The 22,468-nt window shown below is 40.4% G+C and carries 12 protein-coding genes, 2 tRNA genes and 6 pseudogenes; 12 read left to right on the plus strand and 8 right to left on the minus strand.

Annotated elements, in window-relative coordinates; all coding sequences use genetic code 11:
• Positions 1–17: 17 nt before the first annotated feature.
• From JCM10512_RS10505 to lon, 3 genes and pseudogenes are all read right to left on the minus strand, one after another.
• Positions 18–1,114 (minus strand): annotated as a pseudogene (locus tag JCM10512_RS10505) (LptF/LptG family permease).
• 4 nt (positions 1,115–1,118) lie between these two features.
• A complete protein-coding gene (gene tgt, locus JCM10512_RS10510) occupies positions 1,119–2,249 on the minus strand; it encodes a tRNA guanosine(34) transglycosylase Tgt (protein WP_044162853.1) in 1,131 nt (376 codons plus the stop codon).
• Positions 2,246–4,709, minus strand: a pseudogene (gene lon / locus JCM10512_RS10515) (endopeptidase La). Before lon ends, tgt begins: the two are co-directional and overlap by 4 nt.
• Before the next feature lie 188 nt (positions 4,710–4,897).
• Here lon and JCM10512_RS10520 point away from each other — a divergent pair.
• The 3 genes and pseudogenes from JCM10512_RS10520 (at position 4,898) to JCM10512_RS10530 (ending at position 6,242) form a co-directional block, all read left to right on the plus strand.
• A pseudogene (locus JCM10512_RS10520) lies at positions 4,898–5,610 on the plus strand (tRNA1(Val) (adenine(37)-N6)-methyltransferase).
• A gap of 445 nt (positions 5,611–6,055) precedes the next feature.
• Positions 6,056–6,129, plus strand: a tRNA-Pro gene (locus tag JCM10512_RS10525).
• Positions 6,130–6,168: 39 nt separating this feature from the next.
• Positions 6,169–6,242: transfer RNA gene (locus JCM10512_RS10530), tRNA-Pro, on the plus strand.
• Positions 6,243–7,959: 1,717 nt separating this feature from the next.
• Here JCM10512_RS10530 and spt read toward each other — a convergent pair.
• Positions 7,960–9,143: pseudogene (gene spt, locus JCM10512_RS10535) on the minus strand (serine palmitoyltransferase).
• A 218-nt stretch (positions 9,144–9,361) separates the two neighbouring features.
• On the opposite strand from spt, the gene JCM10512_RS10540 reads away from it, so the two are divergent.
• The 4 genes and pseudogenes from JCM10512_RS10540 to JCM10512_RS10555 all read left to right on the plus strand — a co-directional run bounded on the left by JCM10512_RS10540 (position 9,362) and on the right by JCM10512_RS10555 (position 14,557).
• Positions 9,362–10,387: a diacylglycerol/lipid kinase family protein gene (locus JCM10512_RS10540; RefSeq protein WP_044162855.1), complete on the plus strand. Its 1,026-nt coding sequence runs from the start codon at positions 9,362–9,364 to the stop codon at positions 10,385–10,387.
• Between the two features lie 77 nt (positions 10,388–10,464).
• Positions 10,465–12,227 (plus strand): annotated as a pseudogene (gene aspS, locus JCM10512_RS10545) (aspartate--tRNA ligase).
• A gap of 3 nt (positions 12,228–12,230) precedes the next feature.
• Positions 12,231–14,171: an LTA synthase family protein gene (locus JCM10512_RS10550; protein ID WP_044162857.1), complete on the plus strand. Its 1,941-nt coding sequence runs from the start codon at positions 12,231–12,233 to the stop codon at positions 14,169–14,171.
• Entirely contained in the window at positions 14,168–14,557 is a 390-nt protein-coding gene (locus JCM10512_RS10555; protein WP_044162859.1) for a GtrA family protein, read from the plus strand. Before JCM10512_RS10550 ends, JCM10512_RS10555 begins: the two co-directional genes overlap by 4 nt.
• Positions 14,558–14,662: 105 nt before the next feature.
• On the opposite strand, the gene JCM10512_RS10560 is transcribed toward JCM10512_RS10555, so the two are convergent.
• Genes JCM10512_RS10560 through JCM10512_RS10570 form a run of 3 tightly spaced genes read right to left on the minus strand, consistent with a single transcriptional unit; the run spans position 14,663 to position 17,240 of the window.
• Positions 14,663–15,547, minus strand: a complete 885-nt coding sequence (locus tag JCM10512_RS10560; protein WP_044162861.1) for a carbon-nitrogen hydrolase — start codon at positions 15,545–15,547, stop codon at positions 14,663–14,665.
• Between the two features lie 9 nt (positions 15,548–15,556).
• The gene (locus tag JCM10512_RS10565; protein WP_044162863.1) at positions 15,557–16,672 is read right to left on the minus strand and encodes an agmatine deiminase family protein; all 1,116 of its coding nucleotides are present in this window, start codon (positions 16,670–16,672) and stop codon (positions 15,557–15,559) included.
• A gap of 34 nt (positions 16,673–16,706) precedes the next feature.
• Positions 16,707–17,240, minus strand: coding sequence for a ferredoxin domain-containing protein (locus JCM10512_RS10570; protein WP_044162865.1), 534 nt, complete (start codon positions 17,238–17,240; stop codon positions 16,707–16,709).
• A 199-nt stretch (positions 17,241–17,439) separates the two neighbouring features.
• On the opposite strand from JCM10512_RS10570, the gene JCM10512_RS10575 reads away from it, so the two are divergent.
• From JCM10512_RS10575 to JCM10512_RS10585, 3 genes and pseudogenes are all read left to right on the plus strand, one after another.
• Complete coding sequence (locus JCM10512_RS10575) at positions 17,440–17,715, plus strand: hypothetical protein (RefSeq protein WP_044162867.1); 276 nt, start codon at positions 17,440–17,442, stop codon at positions 17,713–17,715.
• A gap of 106 nt (positions 17,716–17,821) precedes the next feature.
• Positions 17,822–18,914: pseudogene (locus JCM10512_RS10580) on the plus strand (Nif3-like dinuclear metal center hexameric protein).
• 5 nt (positions 18,915–18,919) lie between these two features.
• On the plus strand, positions 18,920–19,747 hold the full coding sequence (locus tag JCM10512_RS10585) for a zinc ribbon domain-containing protein (protein WP_044162870.1): 828 nt from the start codon (positions 18,920–18,922) through the stop codon (positions 19,745–19,747).
• Positions 19,748–19,808: 61 nt separating this feature from the next.
• Here the strand turns inward: JCM10512_RS10585 and JCM10512_RS10590 are convergent, their stop codons facing one another.
• Positions 19,809–20,258: a type I restriction enzyme HsdR N-terminal domain-containing protein gene (locus JCM10512_RS10590; protein ID WP_044162872.1), complete on the minus strand. Its 450-nt coding sequence runs from the start codon at positions 20,256–20,258 to the stop codon at positions 19,809–19,811.
• 63 nt (positions 20,259–20,321) lie between these two features.
• On the opposite strand from JCM10512_RS10590, the gene JCM10512_RS10595 reads away from it, so the two are divergent.
• Together JCM10512_RS10595 and holA are read left to right on the plus strand one after the other, a co-directional pair.
• On the plus strand, positions 20,322–21,098 hold the full coding sequence (locus JCM10512_RS10595) for an AMP nucleosidase (RefSeq protein ID WP_044162874.1): 777 nt from the start codon (positions 20,322–20,324) through the stop codon (positions 21,096–21,098).
• Between the two features lie 21 nt (positions 21,099–21,119).
• Positions 21,120–22,139, plus strand: coding sequence for a DNA polymerase III subunit delta (gene holA, locus JCM10512_RS10600; protein ID WP_044162876.1), 1,020 nt, complete (start codon positions 21,120–21,122; stop codon positions 22,137–22,139).
• Positions 22,140–22,468 lie beyond the last annotated feature (329 nt).

A 22,468-nucleotide genomic window follows, 5' to 3' on the forward strand; every position in this document is an offset into this window, starting at 1 on the left:
CCGGATCTTTCCTGTATTTATTTGGGAGCTTTTCGGTATAGATAAAACGCAATTCCGGTATATAGGAAGTTCGGAATCCATACAGCTATAATAGGAGGAACGTTTCCGTTCACCGCAAAAGTCGATGTAATAGTCTGGAATAATATGTAAGAGAAGCTAAGTCCTAAACCAATACCCAAATAAAGCCCCATTCCTCCTTTTGTTTTTCGGGAAGAAAGAGAGACACCGATAATAGTCAGGATAAAGGATGCGAATGACATTGCAATTCGCTTATGATACTCTATTTCGAAGTCTTTGATATTGGCAAAGCCTCTACGCTTCTGTTTGGATATATACTTCCCTAATTGCGGGCTGGTCATCATTTCTTGCTGATTGCGTTGAATCAGAAAGTCAGAAGGCTCCATATCAATGATAGAGTCCAGCCGTTCGCCTTTTTTAATGGTTTCCTTAAGTCCGTCCAGCTCGCGAATCATATAATCGTAGATAGCCCATTTGTTTACCGCCGTCGTATCGTAAACAATGCGTCGGGCGGTGAGGTGAGAAACCAGTTTCTTATCTACAAACTTATCCAATGAGAAACGGTTACCGGTTTTATTGTAATCCTGGTAATTGTCTATATATGCTATCACGCCGCTATCTACCTCTAATTGTATGTTGCGGGCAGAAGTCTGCTTACGCGGCTTGTAGTACTTGTTCTCAAAGTTCAAACGAGTCACACTACCTTTCGGTATGATATACGAACCTAGTAAGAATGTAGCTAACGCAATAATAGCTGCCGAAATCATATAGGCCGCATCATTCGTTTGAAGCTCATTCCGGTCGAGAACATGGCGATGATCTCTGAGTTCTCTGCCAGCTTGGAAGTAAAGAAGATTACAGCAATGAAAACAAACAACGGACTGAATAGATTCGCGAAGTAGGGGACGAAGTTCATGTAATAGTCAAAAACGATAGCGGTCCACGGAGCTTCATTTTCCATGAATTTGTCCATCTTCTCGTTAAAGTCGAAGACTACTGCGATAGAAATAATTAGTGCAATGGCGAATACGTATGTCCCCAAGAACTTCTTGATGATATACCAGTCCAATCGTTTAATGAATCGATTGCTTTTCATTTTCTTATAATCTTGTTGACACTTGTTTTACCATCCTAGGTTTCCATGTAGAGAAATCACCGGCAATAATATGTTTGCGCGCTTCGCCGACAAGCCATAAATAAAATGCCAGGTTATGAATAGACGCAATCTGCATGGCTAATAGTTCCTGAGCATGGAATAGATGGCGCAAATAAGCCTTGCTATACATGGTGTCTACATATGAAGCACCGTCAGCTTCGATAGGAGAGTAGTCCATCTCCCATTTCTTGTTTCGCATATTCATAATGCCGTCTTTGGTAAATAACATACCATTGCGACCATTACGTGTAGGCATTACGCAATCGAACATGTCTACTCCACGTTCGATGCCTTCAAGGAGGTTGACCGGCGTGCCGACTCCCATTAGATAACGAGGCTTTTCTTTGGGAAGTATTTCGTTGACTAATTCGATCATTTCATACATTTGTTCCACCGGTTCACCTACCGCCAATCCGCCGATAGCATTGCCGTCTGCGTTTTTAGAAGCTATAAATTCGGCCGACTCTTTACGCAGATCCGGATAAATACATCCTTGTACGATGGGAAAGAGTGACTGCTTATAGCCATATTTCGGTTCAGTCTCGTTGAAACGTTGTATGCAACGGTCGAGCCAACGATGTGTTAAGCCCAATGATTTCTTAGCATAGGCGTAATCGGAGTCTCCGGGAGGGCATTCATCGAAAGCCATCATAATGTCGGCACCAATTGTTCGTTCAATATCCATCACCTTTTCGGGGGTGAAGAGATGCTTGCTGCCGTCAATATGAGATCGAAATTCAGCACCTTCTTCACTTAGCTTGCGGATGCCTGCTAATGAGAAGACTTGAAAACCTCCGCTGTCTGTCAACATGGGGCGGTCGAAGCCATTAAACTTATGCAATCCGCCGGCCTTTTCTATCACCTCCAGCCCCGGACGGAGATATAAGTGATAGGTATTACCTAAAATAATCTGTGCCTGAATATCTTCTTTAAGTTCAGTCAAATGTACTCCTTTGACTGAACCTAAAGTGCCCACAGGCATAAAAATCGGAGTTTCTATCTGTCCGTGGTCTGTAGTGATCAGACCTGCACGGGCATTACTCTTCGTATCTGTATGTTGTAATTCAAATGTCATTCTTTGCTCGGCTTCTTTACGGATAAGTCAATGGCATCTGCGACTTTTTCGCTTGTCAGAGCAATGGCGAAAACTTCTTTTATGTCACTAACATAGTGAAAAGTCAATCCTTTCAGATAAATGTCTTGAATCTCATCTATGTTCTTTTTGTTCTCTGAACTCATTATTATCTCTTTGATTCCCGCACGTTTCGCGGCCAGAATCTTTTCTTTGATTCCTCCAACCGGAAGAACTTTGCCACGTAAGGTGATTTCTCCGGTCATAGCTAGATTAGCTTTCACTTTACGCTGTGTCAAAGCAGAGGCTAATGAAGTGGCCATGGTGATACCTGCCGAAGGTCCGTCTTTCGGAATTGCTCCTTCGGGTACATGGATATGGATATTCCAACCCTCAAAGATCTCTTCATTTAGATTTAATATAGAAGCATGAGACTTTATATACTCAAGTGCCAACATGGCAGACTCTTTCATAACATCTCCCAGATTTCCTGTTAGCGTCAGTCGTTCGCCTTTACCACGGCTCAAACTTGTTTCTACAAATAGAATTTCACCTCCGACTGCTGTCCAAGCCAATCCCGTGACTACACCGGCATACTCATTCCCTTGATATTTATCGCGGTATATTCTGGTGCACCGAGCAACTCGTATAAGTTGGCTGGTTTGATTTCTGCGCGGGCGAAGAAGCCATCGCTAGCATATTGGCGGGCAGACTTACGTAATACCTTACCAATTTTCTTTTCTAATTCACGCACACCGCTTTCCCGGGTATATGATTCAATAATAGCCTCTAAGGTATCTTTTGAAAACTTGAGATCTGTCTTTTTCAATCCGTTAGCTTCAAGCTCTTTGGGAACCAGATGCTTGCGGGCAATTTCAACTTTTTCTTCTGTTATATATCCGCTAACTTCAATTAACTCCATACGGTCGAGTAGAGGCGCCGGAATTGTATTTAGGTTATTAGCTGTAGCAATGAACAATACTTTCGATAGGTCATAATCTACATCTAAAAAGTTATCATGGAAATTCGTATTCTGTTCCGGATCAAGTACTTCTAATAGAGCAGAAGAAGGGTCTCCTTGTCTGTCGGAAGATACTTTATCTATTTCGTCGAGGATAAATACGGGATTGGATGCACCGGCTTTTATCAAACTTTTGATAATTCGTCCCGGCATCGCTCCGATATATGTTTTACGGTGACCGCGAATTTCCGCTTCATCGTGTACACCTCCCAATGACATACGAACATATTTACGCTTTAAAGAAGATGCTATCGACTTTCCGAGTGATGTTTTACCTACCCCGGAGGGCCATAAAGGCAGATGATAGGCGACTTCATATCATTTTTCAATTTTAGGACAGCGAGATGTTCCAAGATTCGCTCTTTTACTTTCTCCAATCCGTAATGGTCTTTATTTAGTATCTTTTCGGCATTCTTCAAATTCAGATTGTCCGTAGTGTATACTCCCCAAGGCAGGTTGAGTAAGGTTTGCAGGTAGTTGAGTTGTACACTATAATCCGGAGATTGTGAGTGCGTACGCTCCAATTTAGCCAGTTCTTTTATAAAAACTTCTCTCACTTCGGCATTCCACTTCATTTTTGAAGCTCTCTTGCGAAGTTCTTCAATTTCCTGTTCTTGTCCGCTGCCTCCTAATTCATCCTGAATTGTTTTTATTTGTTGTTGGAGGAAGTATTCTCTTTGTTGCTGATCGATATCTTCACGAGCCCGTAGCTGGATAGATGCCTTGATCTCAGCCAATTGTACTTCTTGGTTTAGAATTTCTAATAAATGATACGTACGCTCTCTTAGCGATTGAAAATTAAGCAATTCTATTTTCTTATCCTTATTCAGGGGTAGATTAGAGCATATAAAATTGACTAAGAACATATGGTTGTTGATGTTCTTAATCGCAAATGATGAGTCTTGGTGCATGATATCAGATGATTTGATAAAACGCATAGTCAAGTCTTTACATGTTTCTACTAAAGCCTGGAATTCTTTGTCATTTTTTTCCGGAACATCCTCTTCCAGTAGTTCAACCTCTCCTTTCAGATAGGGCTTTGTCTCGGTAATCTCTTTCAGATTTAGACGTTTCATTCCTTGAAGGATGACGGTGGTTGTCTGATCCGGCATTTCCAATACGCGAACAATACGTCCTATAGTACCGATATTGTGCAAATCATTGATTCCTGGCTCGTCCACTTGGGCAGCTCGCTGACATACTACTGCTATGTCTTTGTTTTTCTTCTCGGCTTCGCGTACAAGTTTTAAGGATGATTTCCGTCCTACAGTAACAGGAAGGAAAACACCGGGAAATAGAACCATATTGCGAAGGGGGAGAATTGGAAGAACTTCACCAGATTTAATGTTCACATCAAAAGCATGTTCATCGTTCCCATCATAATCTGTAATCAGTGAAAAGGTATTTTCGCCAACATCTTCCATCAAATATTTATCTTTCATCTTTTCGTTTAAATTTAGTTTATGTCATGCAGCACGGGCATAAATCGTCTGCAAAGTTAATTGATTCTCTCTAATTATAAAGCACATCGGATTTAAAAAGACAAAAACAATGCCAAAAAACAGATTCGTGTGATATTATTCGATTTTTATTAATTATTTTTGGCGTTTGTCACAAATAGTAGTAGAAAATGCGTTATCCCTATTTCCAATTTAAACAATTTGCCGTTTGGCATGACAAATGCGCCATGAAGGTCGGGACTGACGGAGTTCTTCTGGTGCATGGACTTCCGTGAAAAATGCCCAACGAATACTCGATATTGGAACCGGTACCGGATTGGTGGCTTTAATGTTGGCGCAACGTAGTACGCCGGATGTCACCATTGTTGCATTAGAGATCGATGAGATAGGAGTAGAGCAAGCTCGTGAGAATGTGGAACGCTCTCCTTGGAGCGAGAGGATAGAGGTTTTGCATAGAGACTTTAATGAGTTTCAGGCAGATGATAAATTTGATGTCATTGTATCTAATCCTCCTTATTTTGTAGATTCGTTGGCATGTCCAGATCTTCAACGTAACACTGCGCGGCATAATGAATCATTGACTTATGCGGATTTGTTAAAAGGAGTAGCAGGGTTGCTATCTGACACCGGGAGTTTTACAATCGTTATCCCAACGGATGTAGCCGAGTTAGTGAAAAGCATGGCAGCGAATTATCAACTATATGCATCCCGTCAGCTTTTTGTTATTACTAAACCCGGTGCCAATCCCAAGCGTACTCTCATAACTTTTGCTTTTCAGGCGCAGGAGTGCCAGCCCGAAGAATTGCTTATTGAATTGGCGCGTCATGAATACAGTGAAGAATATATTGCTTTGACGAGGGATTTTTATTTGAAGATGGCCTAGTGTTAAAGCGATATTTCTGAGTTTTGCGTGTACACTACTAGAAAGAAAAAAATATTTTGCTCTCATGGTCTCATGCAAAAGAAGATATGTGCTTGTTAATCAAGTTAATGTATTATGAGAGATACCTTTTGAAAGTGGTATCTCTCATGATTTTTCCCTCTTTTTAGGCTTTTTTGAGCTTATCTCTCATCATTTTTAGGACATCTCTCATTCATTTTGCACGTTTCTTTCCTTATGTATCTCATAAATTCAGGCTCTATATTTTCTATTGGAGTGGGTAAAAGCCGGTTGATACTCGAATTGTTCAACTCTGTGATGTTTTACAAGGCTGTGAGTTTCAGTTGATTGGGATTTTGTTTATAAAAAACATTCAATTAGCTATTGTTAATTGAAAAATACTCCCTATCTTTGCACCGCTTTTGAAAAGAACAATCCTTCAAAGTAGCGGGATGTAGCGCAGTCCGGTAGCGCACCTGTTTTGGGAACAGGGGGTCCCAGGTTCGAATCCTGGTATCCCGACTACAAAGAGAAAAGGAAGGTTCTAAGAATGAGGCATTTCGGGATGTAGCGCAGTCCGGTAGCGCACCTGTTTTGGGAACAGGGGGTCCCAGGTTCGAATCCTGGTATCCCGACTTAGATAGCTAAAAGCAAGCGAATTGCAGTAAAGTGATGAACATTTATAAAGAAGTTTCCATCATTTTGCTGCAATTTTCTTTTAATTAGTAAATCGTCGACATACAAGTAAAAGTATTTATTGTAACAAGGAAAAAATTGGTCCTTATCCTACCACAAGCTCCAAATAGATGATTTTGAACGTTATTAGAAAATACAAAGGCTTCCCAGGCCTTACTTCTAAAGAGAAACGTTATGTCTGCGGAGAAATCATAAGTGAAAGTTTAAAAAAGAGAAAGGTGATATTTCATATCACGATCAGGTGACGAATATATCTTATAAAGATAATAAGGATCACCTGCAAAAGTATGGGGCTATATATAGCTCTTCGTTAATCTATGCAAGAATAAGAAAAAGTTCATTACTTCCCTTGACTCAAATCGGCCTAAATCGAGAGGGATAGCCTGTATCTATAAACTAATCAACTAGCAAAACATGCAATTTAAGCGAGTAACAGAATGTAAAAACACATCTGATCACAATCACATTTTTCCATAAACGACTGATTGATAATTTGATATATTGCGTGTTCTCTGCGGGTGCTGATCTATTCAATACATATTACCAATTTTCAAAGGCCGTGTACTTGGCTAAAACCCCTTGATAGATAGTAGTAAATAGCTAGTAAAAGGTATTTTTGCCCATTATATTTCCTGTTCCACAACTGTGGAACAGGCGACTCACATATTGTGAAACAAGTGTCGCACATAATGTGGAACAGCCGTCGCACAATATGTGAAACAGGAAATAGAAGGAAATAAACATAAAGAAAGATTGCTTAAATCCACGAATAGTTGCGCACGATACGGTTCAAGAAAGGATTTATTTGGTAAATTTATTACTCTGTTTTCTGAGAAAATAAGCAATAGTTATTGCTCATCGGAATAAAATGATCGAAAAAAAGAAGACTCATTGCAATCAATTGATATACTGAATGATATGCAAAAAAGTGACAATGACATGAGAGTGTTGTATCATTGTACAAAATGCCTATATCAGCCCACCTTATGCTTTTGCAAGTAATCCGTTTTTCCTTCGTTTTTGGAAATGATACCGGCTGTTTCATTTGTTTCATCACGGTGAGAATTTTTTCTCCTACTTGAGAGAAAAAAGTTTCGTCTCGATGAGAAAAGAGTTTATGCCTAAGTAACAAAAGTTTCATGAGGACAAAACGGTTGAAACAACTGAAGATTCGTTTGGAGTTACAATTCACTCCTTTGGATTTTAGCTTATAATGCTACATAATGGCTTAGATTAAACTCGTTTTGTATAACGGAGCTTTCCAAATGGCTCTTATGATCTCCGGTTTATTGCTTTGCGCAATCCTAAGAATGACAATCCGCACAAGAGAAAAATAACAGAACAATGTGTGTATTGTTCGTCTTTAAACATGCTAATGAGTAGTGGAGCGATGATGATGATGGATACCGAGAATAGTATAATTGGTGTCTTGCTTTTCATTGAATCTTACTGAAATTAAAGTTCTCATTCTTTCTGTATACAGTCCTGGAAGGTGCATACTCAATAAATTTCTTCACTTATGGCTCTAGGGGCGCTTAGCTTCCTATGTTGATTTCATTGAGGTTGTGGAGATAATGGTGCAAAAAAAAGAATCGGAGGTAGGTTATCTTAAACCCGCCTCCGATTGATTGTCTTAAAACGTATGTTTTATTTGGATTATAAGATATCCAAAGCTTTAAATGCTTTAACCAGCTTTTCTACTGCACTGTCGATTTGCTCCTTTGTGTGAGTAGCCATTAATGCCACACGCACTAATGTGTCTTGTGGGGAACAAGCCGGTGGAATAACCGGATTGATAAAGACACCTTCATCAAAGGCTAACTTTGTGACCATAAATGTCTTTTCAGTATCGCGTACATAGAGTGGAATAATAGGAGATTCTGTTGCACCGATTTCGAAACCTGCTTCGCGGAAACGTTTTAATGCATAGTTGGTAGCATCCCACAACGCTTGAAGTCTTTCCGGTTCATTTTGAATGATGTGGAGAGCTTCTAATGCAGCTGCGGTAGCCGACGGAGTGTTTGATGCACTGAAAATATAGGTACGGGCATTGTGACGTAACCAATTGATAATGGAAGAGTCAGCGGCAATGAAACCACCGATAGAAGCTAATGACTTGCTAAATGTTCCCATAATCAAATCAACTTCATGAGTTAATCCGAAGTGATCACAAACACCGCGTCCTTGTTTGCCAAATACACCTAAACCATGAGCTTCGTCCACCATGATACTAGCATTGTATTTATGTTTCAAGCGCACAATTTCGGGTAAGTTAGCCAAATCTCCTTCCATGGAAAATACACCATCAACGATAATCAGCTTAACAGCGTCCGGATTACATTTTTGAAGTTGTTTCTCCAGGTCCGCCATATCGTTATGTCTATATTTCATCTGCTGAGAGAAAGAAAGGCGGCGTCCGTCTACGATAGAGGCGTGGTCGCGATCATCACAGATAATATAGTCATTTCGGTCTGTCAAACAGGATATTACGCCTGAATTGACGGTGAAACCTGTTGAAAAACAAAGAGATTCTTCTTTACCTACAAAGGCAGCCAATTCTTTCTCTAATTCAACATGTAGGTCGAGCGTTCCATTTAAAAAACGTGAACCAGCACAACCTGAACCATATTTACGCATAGCTGCAATGCCTGCTTCAATTACTCTTTCATCCCCTGTGAGGCCAGTATATGCGTTAGAGCCGAACATTAATACTTTATGTCCACCCATTTCTACTTCTGTGCCTGCTTTCCTTCTATTTCACGGAAATATGGGTAAACGCCTTGTGCCATAAATTGCTGTGGCAGGTCGTACTTAGCTAACTTCTCTTGTAGTAATCCCATGATTATATTTTAATAATGCTCATTTTCAGATTGTTAAAAATGCAGATAACTCTCTTTTTCTTAACAAGTGTTTAAAACAGGGGGCAAAGATAGCAAAAATTACTTTTAACTGTTCTTTTTGAGAGAAAAAAGTTGTCTTCATGCGATTAGCTGTCTTCAATAGCCTAAAATTTAATATATTTGTATTACTTTTGTCGTCTACAATCGACTAAAATGGCATGAACGAAAACATGAAGAAAATAACATTCGTTGTCAATCCTATTTCGGGAACACAAAGTAAAGAGGCGATTCTCGGTTTACTTGATGAAAAAGTAGACAAAACGAGATATGCCTGGGAAGTTGTGTATACAGAGAGAGCAGGGCATGCTGTGGAAATTGCCGCCAAAGCTGCAGAAGAAAAAGCAGATGTAGTAGTGGCTATCGGTGGCGATGGTACAATTAATGAGATTGCTCGCTCGCTGGTGCATACCGATACTGCTTTGGGAATTATTCCCTGCGGCTCCGGTAATGGGCTGGCGCGACACCTTCGTATACCAATGGACCCTAAAAAGGCCTTGGATATACTCAATGAAGGCTGTCTGGATATTATCGATTATGGAAAGATAAATGGAGCTAACTTCTTTTGCACCTGTGGGGTAGGGTTTGATGCCTTTGTCAGTCTAAAGTTCGCTCATGCCGGCAAGCGGGGATTGTTGACCTATTTGGAGAAAACATTGCAGGAGAGTTTGAAGTACCAACCGGAAACCTATGAACTGGAAACGGAAAACGGCGTGAGCAAGTATAAGGCTTTTCTTATAGCTTGTGGAAATGCGTCACAATATGGTAACAATGCTTTTATCACTCCTCGGGCCACTTTAACGGATGGATTGTTGGACGTAACAATTCTGGAACCTTTCACCGTGTTGGATGTACCTTCACTCGCTTTTCAATTATTTAATAAGACGATTGATCAAAATAGCCGGATTAAAACATTCCGTTGCAAACAATTGTGCATTCGAAGAACTGCTCCGGGAGTCGTTCATTTCGATGGGGATCCTATGGAAACAAGTGCGGAAATAAACATCGAACTAATCCAGAAAGGACTACATGTTGTTGTGCCCAAGGCCATAGAGAAAGATACGACCAATGTTCTTCAGAAAGCGCAGGAATATGTGAATGGCATTCGGCTGATGAACGAGGCCATGGTGGACAATATTGCAGATAGGAACAAGAAAATATTGAAGAAGTTAACAAAGAAACCTTGAAACAGCGCTACTGTTTCTTGAAATATTATATACTTTTGCAGGCTATTATTGGCTAACTATAGATAAAAACAAAATATATGTTCAGAACGCACACATGTGGAGAACTGAGAGTCTCCGATGTAAATAAGCAAGTAACGCTGTCCGGATGGGTACAACGTAGTCGTAAGATGGGAGGAATGACTTTTGTAGACTTACGTGACCGTTATGGTATCACACAGTTAGTTTTTAATGAAGAAGTAAATGCCGAACTTTGTGAGCGTGCCAATAAGTTGGGACGTGAGTTTGTAATTCAGATTACCGGAACGGTTAATGAACGCTTCAGTAAAAACGCGAATATTCCAACAGGTGATGTCGAAATCATTGTCTCAGAACTGAATGTACTGAACACAGCGTTAACCCCTCCGTTTACCATTGAAGATAATACGGACGGAGGAGATGACATCCGCATGAAATACCGTTATTTGGATTTGCGTCGCAATAACGTACGATCCAATCTCGAACTTCGTCATAAAATGACAATCGAAGTACGCAAATATCTCGACAGCCTTGGTTTTATCGAAGTTGAAACTCCCGTATTGATCGGCTCAACTCCCGAAGGTGCGCGCGACTTTGTCGTACCTTCTCGTATGAATCCGGGACAATTCTATGCGCTTCCTCAATCGCCTCAGACATTGAAGCAATTGCTGATGGTGTCCGGATTCGACCGCTATTTCCAAATAGCCAAATGTTTCCGCGATGAGGACTTACGTGCCGACCGTCAACCGGAGTTTACGCAGATTGACTGTGAAATGAGTTTTGTAGAGCAAGAAGATATCCTTCGTACATTTGAAGGCATGGCCAAACATTTGTTCTCAAACCTTCGAGGAGTCGATTTCGCCGAACCGTTTGTGCGCATGTCATGGGCGGATGCATGAAGTATTATGGTAGCGATAAACCGGATTTGCGTTTTGAAATGAAATTCGTCGAACTGATGGATATCATGAAAGGACATGGATTCTCTGTTTTCGATAATGCCGCTTATGTGGGTGGTATTTGTGCAACAGGCGCTGCAACGTATACACGTAAACAGCTTGATGCCTTGACTGACTTTGTGAAAAGACCACAGATCGGTGCCAAAGGTATGGTTTATGCCCGTGTGGAAGCTGATGGCAGTGTAAAATCGAGCGTAGATAAATTCTTCACTCAAGAAGTATTGCAAGAAGTTAAAGAAGCATTCGGAGCTAAACCGGGCGATTTAATTTTGATTCTGTCAGGCGATGATGTGATGAAAACTCGTAAGCAACTTTGTGAACTTCGCTTGGAAATGGGTAGTCAACTGGGCTTACGTGATAAAAACAAGTTTGTATGTCTTTGGGTAATTGACTTTCCAATGTTTGAGTGGAGCGAAGAAGAAGGCCGCTTAATGGCAATGCATCATCCGTTTACGCATCCGAAAGAAGAAGATATAGCTCTGCTGGACACTGATCCGGCTGCTGTTCGTGCCGATGCTTATGATATGGTAGTAAATGGCGTAGAAGTTGGAGGCGGATCTATCCGTATTCACGACGCTCAGTTACAGGCTCGAATGTTCGAAATATTGGGATTCACACCGGAAAAGGCAGAAGCTCAGTTTGGCTTCTTGATGAACGCCTTTAAGTATGGTGCGCCTCCTCATGGTGGTTTGGCCTACGGACTCGATCGTTGGGTATCTCTTTTTGCAGGATTGGATTCTATCCGTGACTGTATTGCTTTCCCGAAAAATAATTCAGGACGTGATGTTATGTTGGATGCTCCGTCTACAATTGACCCATCCCAACTTGATGAACTGAATTTAATTGTTGATGTTAAAGAAGACTTGTAAACGATGAATAAATATCGTTCTCTTTACAATACCACCCTATCACTTATAAGCAACCTGCTATTAGTGATGGGGTGCTTTATTCTCTGCCGCATCGTATTCTTGGCGGAGAATTACAACGCATTTACCGAACTTACCGGCGGACGGCTCTGGAAGATGTTCGGAGGCGGATTTATGTTTGACACATCTGCTATACTATATACAAACTTGCTTTATATCTTCTTGATGCTGCTTCCGCTCCACTATAAGGAAAAGGGTATTTATCAGAAAATAACTAAAGGAATCTTTGTTGCAACCAACCTGATTGCGATCATCGCCAATCTGGTAGACACTGTTTATTTTCAGTATACGCATCGAAGAACAACCGCGTCCATTGTCAGTGAGTTTAAAAATGAAGATAATTTGGGAGGCATATTTGGCACTGAATTACTGAATCACTGGTATTTGACCGTGTTGGTTGTCTTGTTTGCCTATGCATTATATAAGCTTTATCGAAAACCGCCGGTCGCTAAAATATACAATTTTCCTCTTTATTATCTGACTCATGTATTGACTTTAGGAATCGGTATCTATTTATGTATTGGTGGAATGCGGGGCGGTTTTACCGGTATGGTACGTCCCATTACAATTAGTAATGCCAATCAGTATGTCGATCGGCCTATAGAGACCGGTATTGTATTGAATACTCCTTTTTCTATTTATCGAACGATAGGTAAAACGCCTTTCGCTGTACCCGAATATTTTGATAGAGAGAAGTTGGAGGCTTTATATACTCCGGTACATTTACCTGCGGATACGGTTCAGTTTCGCCCGTTGAATGTGGTCGTCTTTATTCTAGAGAGCTTTGGAAAAGAGAATAGCGGCTTTTTAAATGAGGAACTCGATAACGGAACTTACAAAGGGTTTACTCCTTTTCTCGATTCATTGATGGCGGAGGGTTTAACTTTCAAATACTCCTTTTCGAATGGAATGAAGAGTATCGATGGCATGCCTTCGGTATTGTCGGGCATTCCTATGTTTATTGAGCCATTCTTTTTAACTCCCGCTTCGTTGAATACAATCTCTAGCGTTGGAGGTGAACTGAAGAAGAAAGGATATTATACTGCTTTCTTTCATGGAGCGGACAATGGTTCGATGGGTTTTGAAGCCTTTGCACGTACTGTAGGCTATACAAACTATTTTGGGCGTACGGAATACAATGAAGCTAATCCGGGAAATAAGGATTTTGATGGTCATTGGGGAATTTGGGATGAGAAGTTTTTCCAGTTCTTTGCCGATAAGCTTTCTACGTTCCAACAACCATTTGCTACTGCACTGTTTAGTTTGTCATCACATCACCCTTTTGCTGTTCCAACAGAATACGAAGGTGCCTTTCCAAAAGGAAATGTTGCAATTCGTCAATGTATAGGCTATACGGACCATGCGCTGAAGTTATTCTTTGATAAGGTTTCTAAAGAGCCTTGGTTCGACAATACATTGTTTGTTTTTACAGCCGATCATACAAACTCACCAGAGCGTCCGGAATATCAGACCGAATGTGGCTTGTTTTCAGTTCCGGTGGTTTTCTATCAGCATGGAAGTAATCTAAAGGGGTATGTAAAAGATGCAATAGCGCAGCAGATCGATATAATGCCTACTGTATTAAGTCATTTAGGATATGATGCTCCTTATATATCTTTTGGCTGTGATTTGCTGACTACTTCGCCTGAAGATACGTATGCGGTGAATTACATCAATGGTGTTTATCAATTCTTTAAGGGTGATTACTTATTGCAATTCGATGGAAAGAGGGCGACCGGTGTGTTTGCTTTTAAAACAGATAAGTTGTTGGAACACAATCTACTGGGTCAGTTGTCTCAACAATCGGCGATGGAGGATGAATTGAAAGCTATCATCCAACAATATATGACTCGGATGAATGGCGATGGACTTGTCGTGACGAAATGAAAGAAAGAGTACGCATATTCCGCTTTGGGGTGATCGGCACATTGAACGCTTTGATTATAGCGCTTGTTGTCTGGTTGATGACAAAGTGGCTTTCATTCGAAGGAGATTATCTGGTGGCTAATGTGACAGCCTATATCATCGCGCAGATACACAATTTCATCTGGTGCAAGTATTGGATATTTCCCAATGAAAAGAAGAAGAATAGTGTCTGGAAACAGATGGCATTCTTTTGTACCGCTTTCGGAGTGGCATATATCGCGCAGTTTTTCTTCTTGGTTTTATTGGTCGAAGTATTCGGCGTGAATGAGTATCTGGCTCAATTCTTAGGCCTGTTTATCTATGGAGGTGTAAACTTCATCGCGAATAAAAAGATCACATTCCAATAGTCTTTTGGCTATCTTTAGCTTGATTATAAAACAATTGCCTGTAAAGTTACATGTTGTTCATGACTACTTTACAGGCAATTATGCTATAAAATGATTCTGGATCGATTAATCCAAGAAGCGTTTGGTCAGGCCGCCATATTCGTCAATGCGGCGATCACGTAAGAACGGCCACCAACGACGAACATTTTCAGATCTCTCCATATCTATTTCAACAATCATGTTCTCCGGTTCCGTATTACTTGCTTGAGCCAAAAGTTCGCCTTGCGGCCCGGCAACAAAACTGTTTCCCCAGAAGGAAATTCCATTTGTTTGTTTCGATGGATCAGGCTCATGTCCTACACGGTTGACAGAAACCACCGGAAGTCCGTTGGCTACAGCATGGCCTCGCTGAGATATAATCCAAGCATCTAATTGGCGCGACTTCTCATCTTCCGTATCACTGCTTTCCCAACCAATGGCGGTAGGGTAAATCAATATTTCGGCGCCTTTAAGTGCCATCAGCCGGGCTGCTTCCGGATACCATTGATCCCAACAGACTAAAATGCCGAGTTTGCCTAAGGAAGTTTCAATAGGTTTAAAGCCTATATCCCCTGGTGTAAAGTAGAATTTTTCGTAATAAGCCGGATCATCCGGAATATGCATTTTACGATATTTGCCGGCCATACTTCCGTCGCGGTCGAAAACTACGGCTGTATTATGGTATAAGCCTGGTGCACGTTTCTCAAAAAGTGAAGTTACAAGAACCACTTTGTTGGTTGCCGCTAACTCCGAATAAAAGCCTGTGGAAGGGCCGGGGATAGGTTCGGCCAGATCGAATATATCCGTATTTTCGGTTTGACAGAAATAGAGTGAATTGTGTAACTCTTGAAGCACAATCAATTCAGCTCCCTGATCAGCACAAGCTTTTATGTTTTCAGCCAGCTTCAGGAGGTTGTTCCGCGTGTCAGCGGTATTCGATTGTTGGATAAGACCTACTTTTATTTTTCTCATTTCGTTTACTTATTTAATTACTCCTTGCGGATATTGCATAGTCACACAGTGCAAAGAACCGTGTTGTTTGATTAACGCACGGCAGTCAATGCCGATTAACTGATATGCTGGAAATGCTTGCCGAAGTACTGCTTCTGCCTTTTGATCATTCTCCGGTTGATTATAAGTAGGGTAGAGAACTGCTCCGTTTATAAGTAGGAAATTAGCATAAGTAGCAGGCAGACGCTCACCGTTCACTTCTATTTTATCAACCATTGGCAAGGCTAGCAATCGATAAGGTTCATTGGCCAATGTCCGAAATGTCTTTAACTGTTCTTCCATTGCCCTTAATTCTGCGTAATGCTCGTCTTCCTTATTCTCACATTTCACGTAAGCAATCGTATCTGTCGAACAGAAACGGGATAGCGTATCAATATGGCTGTCGGTATCATCACCTGCCAGATAGCCGTGATCTAACCAGAGGACCTTTTGCGTGTGAAAAGTCGATTTTAAGTATTCTTCGATTTCCACCCGATTGAGTTGTCCGTTTCGATTAGGAGATAAAAGGCATTCGGAAGTTGTCAGAAGTGTGCCCATACCATCACTTTCAATAGCACCTCCTTCCAAAACAAATCCGAGCCGGTTGGTATATTGTCCCTTCAAAACACCGCTTTGGACAGCCTGACGAGTGATTTGATTATCCAAGTCCGATGCAAATTTCAATCCCCATCCGTTAAAGGTAAAGTCGAGCAGCGAAGGAGTACCTCCGTCGAGCATTGTAATAGCTCCATGGTCGCGGGCCCAAGTGTCATTCGTTTCGCATTCCAGAAAACGCACATTGGCTAGATTAACAGTAGCGGCAATCTGCTTTCTTACCGCTTCTGGCTCGGGAGTAACGATCAATAGCAATTCATTCTTAGCTATTTCTCTGGCTATGTTTATAAAACATTCCTGAACTTCTGTCAACATATGCGCCCAGTCTGTTCCGGCATGCGGCCACGTTAATTGCACACCACTTTGTGGATACCACTCAGCAGGCAGATGAGGTGCTCTTAACTCCACCTGTTCAGCTATAATTTTACCAAAGTTTAGTTGTAAATCTTTCTCCGATCCACCGGAACGAGGAAGCCCGACAATGATTCCCATCTTCTATTTTCTTATTTTATAGTTTACAATTCGGTTACACCTGCCTCGGTCTCCGGTCGAAAAACGGATTCTTTGAAGAGGCACTAACAGGAATAGCCATTACCATTTTGCAATCATTTAACCAGTTCAACCGTTGAGCGGCCAAACCTGCTGAAAACATGACGCGAGTATCTACACGCAAATCGGACGCTGTTGCACAAGCCGATCCAATGGCAATTCCCACATCAATGCTGTTCAAAGTACATGGAACACCTTCCGAACGCCCGCTACAAGTAGCAAACCCGCAATGCCCACAGTTTAATCCCTGAGCTTTTTCGTGTGTACCTATTAATACAACACATTCAGCACTTAATATATTATCGGCATCGCGAAGAAAAAACTTCATGCCATGTTCTTCTACCATAGCTATCATTGTGTCCGACAGCTTTTTAATATCTTCGTCAGTAATTAAAGCTACTTCGATAATATCGATTCCTTTCCCTTTTGGAGCAGTACGTGCAGCGGTCATCATCTGGCGCGCTACTTGTAGCACATGCTCGTGACGGGCATCTCTTTCATTAACTATCATAGTTTATCTTGAATTAATTAGTGAGGCAAAGATAGTTCTTTTCAAGAAAATAGCACTTCTCCGATAGGAAAGATTATGAGAAAGAAAATGCGCTGAACTCTATTTCTATTTGTTTTAATAAAAGATTAACTATTGTAAATCGGCTATATGGCATGAAAAAACTATCTTTACGTGCAATTGATAAAGATAAAATCATTGTATGGAGCAGGAAGATTATATATTTCGGGAAATAAATCGCATTTCTATTCCCAATTTCTTCATTACAGTGGAAATATCAGGGAATATGAATGTTCGTCCTAGCGGAATCGAGACATTTCTACATGCAAAGTACCAAGCTATTCTCAAGGGAATATCAGGAAGAAAGTTTATATATTGTGAGGATGGACTGCGTTTGATTTTTACCTTTTTTCCAACTGACAGAGTTGTGGATGAGCGATATGCGCTGAAAAACAAGCTCTTAATGAAGAAAAGGTGACATGCATCAATCCAAAGACGAAAGACTAGTTTGTACTAAAAATTAATAAAAAGATGTTTTTATAACCATAAAATGCCTATATTTGCATTCAAGTTTTCTATAAATAATGAAAATTAAAGAAATTGTAAGCGCCCTTGAAAGGTTCGCGCCTCTGCCATTGCAAGACGGATTTGATAATGCCGGTTTGCAAATCGGATTGACAGATGCGGAAGCAACAGGGGCTTTGTTGTGTCTTGACGTTACTGAAGCTGTGCTTGATGAAGCAATTGCGCTGGGATTTAATTTAGTTGTATCCCATCATCCGCTAATCTTTAAAGGTTATAAGTCAATAACCGGAAAAGATTATGTAGAGCGTTGTATGCTGAAAGCAATAAAGAACGATATTGTTATTTATTCGGCACATACCAATCTGGATAATGCAGAATGGGGTTAACTTTAAGATTGCAGAGAAAATCGGATTAAAAAATGTACGTATACTTCAACCGAAAGAAGACGGCTTGATTAAGTTGGTTACATTCGTACCACTTGCTCAGGCTGATTTAATCCGCAATATTTTGTTTGCGGCAGGTTGCGGAGTTGTTGGGAATTATGATTCCTGCAGCTACAATTCGAGAGGAGAGGGGACATTCCGTGCTAAAGAAGGTACACATCCTTTTTGTGGTTCTATAGGCGAACTGCATACTGAAAAGGAGGTAAGAATAGAAACTATTCTTCCGGCATTTAAGAAAAACGAAGCTATAAAGGCATTGTTATCTGTACATCCTTATGAAGAACCTGTATTCGATTTTTATCCTTTGCTGAATGAGTGGGCACAGGTTGGATCAGGAGTAGTAGGTGAATTGGAAGAGCCGGAAACCGAATCCTTTTTCTTGAAACGTATAAAGAGAACTTTTGAAGTAGGCTGTGTGAGACATAATAAATTATGGGGCCGCGAAATACAAAAAGTAGCGCTTTGTGGAGGGGCAGGGGCCTTCTTGATTCCGCAGGCAGTTCGTTGTGATGCGGATGTTTTTATAACCGGTGAAATCAAATATCACGACTATTTCGGACGAGAAGGAGATATTTTGTTGGCCGAGATTGGACATTATGAAAGTGAGCAGTATACAAAAGAAATATTTCATTCCATAATCGTGGAATTATTTCCGAATTTAGCAATCCAACTAAGTAAAATTAATACGAATCCTATAAAATATTTATAAGTAAAATGGTTAAAGAAGCAAAAAAGGAACCGATTGAATTGACGGTAGAACAGAAGTTGAAGACCTTGTTTCAACTGCAAACGATGCTGTCTAAAATTGATGAGATTAAAACTTTGAGAGGTGAACTTCCGCTTGAGGTACAAGATCTTGAAGATGAAATTGCCGGATTGAGCACTCGTATCGATAAGATCAAAGCTGAAGTAGATGAGTTGAAAACCGGTATTGCCGGCAAACGCGTCGAAATAGAAACGGCGAAATCTTCTGTTGAAAAATATAAATCTCAACAAGATAACGTTCGTAACAACCGTGAGTATGACTTCTTGACTAAAGAGATTGAATTCCAATCCTTGGAAATTGAACTTTGTGAGAAAAGAATTAAAGAATTCTCAGCTGATAAAGAAGAGAAAGAAACTGAAGTTGTGAAAAACGAACAGGCTCTGGATGAGAGAAAGAAGGATCTTGAACAGAAGAAAAGTGAACTAGATGAAATTATTTCTGAAACGAAGCTGGAAGAAGAAAAGCTGAGAGACAAAGCTAAAGATCTGGAAACTAAAATAGAACCTCGTTTGCTTCAGTCATTTAAGCGTATCCGTAAAAACTCCCGGAATGGATTAGGAGTTGTATACGTACAACGTGATGCTTGCGGCGGATGTTTTAATAAGATTCCACCTCAGAGACAATTGGATATCCGTTCTCGTAAAAAAGTTATTGTTTGTGAATACTGTGGTCGTATCATGATTGACCCGGAATTGGCAGGTATAGAAATCGAGCAAAAAGTTGAAGAAGTAGCTGCACCGGCAAAAAGATCGATAAGAAGAAAAACTGCCGAATAAGAACTGATAGAAATAGAGAGAAAATTAATAGGGCTGCCCAAATCAGGCAGCCCTATTAATTTTATAATATGCCATAATCAGGAATATCTTGTAGGAATGTATAGGTTTGGTTATGGTAATCCATTTGGCAGCAATAATGTTGTATGCCATTGCTGACAATTAGATAATCTACTTTTAATACCATATTATATCGGGTTATTTGATCGAATACGGCTTGAGTTATTTCGATGTGAGGGGCCTTATATTCGATAATCATTCGTGCGGATAAATCTCTCCGATACAGCACTGTATCGCATCGTTTAATAGTATTATTCAGTTTCACCATAACTTCATTGGCCATTAATGTCGTCGGGTAGCCTTTATGCGCAATAAGAAAGTGAACGAAGTGTTGTCTCACCCATTCTTCAGGGGTAAGTGCGACATATCGTTTACGAAGAACGTCGAAAATTACATTTTTTCCATTTCGTACGTCAATTTTAGTATCAAATACTGGTAGGTTTAACGATAACATTTACTATTTTTGTAAGTTAAATAATGGTTCCTCTTGTTGGGAGCACAAATTTAATAGATAATTATGAAAACAAAAGAAGAAATCGTAGCTAATTGGCTGCCTCGTTACACTAAACGTAATTTGGAGGATTTTGGGGAGTATATTCTATTGACTAACTTCAATAAGTACGTTGAGATTTTTGCGAACCACTTTAATGTGCCGATTTATGGCAGAGATGCGAATATGGTTTCTGCTACTGCTGAAGGTATTTCTATTATTAATTTCGGTATGGGAAGTCCCAATGCCGCCATTATTATGGACTTGCTAGGAGCTATTCATCCGAAGGCCTGCCTTTTCTTAGGTAAATGTGGAGGAATAGACCGCAAAAATCAGCTTGGAGATTTGATTCTACCTATTGCTGCTATTCGGGGCGAGGGTACATCCAACGACTACTTCCCGCCTGAGGTTCCAGCTTTACCGGCTTTTATGTTGCAGCGTGCTGTTTCTTCCGCTATTCGCGATTATGCTCGCGATTATTGGACCGGGACTGTATACACTACTAACCGCCGTATCTGGGAACATGATGATGAGTTCAAGGAATATCTGACAAAGACTCGTGCCATGGCTGTGGATATGGAGACTGCAACCTTATTTAGCTGCGGTTTTGCTAATCATATTCCCACAGGTGCTTTATTGCTGGTTTCCGATCAACCGATGACTCCGGATGGAGTAAAAACGGATAAGAGCGATAATATTGTTACAAAGAATTATGTAGAGGAACATCTCGAGATTGGCGTAGCTTCACTTCGAATGATTATCGATGAGAAGAAGACTGTAAAACATTTGAAGTTTGATTGGTAAATCCTTTCTGAGGAGTTTAATATGGCTAAACAAGAGCTTACATGCGATGATATTCTTAAAGAGCTGAGAGCAAAACAGTATCGTCCGATTTATTATTTAATGGGCGAGGAATCGTACTATATTGATTTGATAGCCGACTATATTACCGATAACGTGCTCAGTGAGACTGAAAAAGAATTCAATCTGAGCGTGGTATATGGTGCGGATATTGATGTGGCTACAATAATAAATGCGGCCAAGCGGTATCCAATGATGTCGGAATACCAGGTCGTTATTGTGAAGGAAGCGCAAGCAGTTCGCAATATGGAAGAGCTTACTTATTATCTTCAGAAGCCTTTGAATTCTACGATCTTAGTGATTTGCCACAAGCATGGTACATTGGATCGAAGAAAAAAGCTGGCTGCTGAAGTAGATAAGATAGGTGTACTGTTCGAATCGAAAAAGATAAAGGAGACACAGCTACCTGCTTTTATAACGTCGTATATGAAACGCAAAGGACTTGATGTGGAACCGAAGGCAGCCGCTATGTTGGCGGACTTTGTAGGCACTGATTTAAGTCGCTTAACCGGTGAGCTGGAGAAGTTGATTATAACTTTGCCAAGCGGGCAGAAGCGTATCACGCCGGAACAGATAGAGCAAAATATTGGCATAAGCAAAGACTATAATAACTTTGAGCTACGCAATGCGCTAGTTGAAAAAGATGTGCTAAAGGCTAATAAGATAATAAAATATTTTGAGGAAAACCCCAAAACGAATCCGATACAGATGACATTATCTCTGTTGTTTTCCTTTTACTCAAATCTGATGCTGGCTTATTATGCACCCGATAGGTCTGAACCCGGCATTGCAAATATGCTTGGTCTAAGAACGCCCTGGCAAGCCCGTGATTATGTTGCTGCCATGCGAAAATATAGTGGTGTAAAAACGATGCAAGTTGTCGGGGAAATACGATATGCTGATGCTAAATCAAAAGGAGTGGGCAACTCTTCGATGAGTGATGCGGATATTCTTCGGGAACTGGTGTTCAAAATTCTTCATTAATTATTCTTTTCTACTTTAGAATACACTGGGTGTATCTTTTACTTTTTTCAGTAAGAGATGCACCCTTTGAATTAAAGCAATAATCACTCCTTCTTTTTAATTAAATTATTGAATCCTTTTATTTACAATTTTATCTAGTGTGACTTTAAACTTCTGATCTCAATTCATAGTAGATCTACTTCTTTTATTCTTTCAATCCAATTTTGATAAATGTCATTATCTCATCTGAAACAGATTCGTTGCAAAATCATATCTTCCGGAATAAAATCACACAAATAGTCGATAATAAGCAAAGATGTTTTTTCCAAGATATTTAGACTTAAAATTGA

Source organism: Bacteroides reticulotermitis JCM 10512 (genome assembly GCF_000517545.1).
Lineage (GTDB): Bacteria > Bacteroidota > Bacteroidia > Bacteroidales > Bacteroidaceae > Bacteroides > Bacteroides reticulotermitis.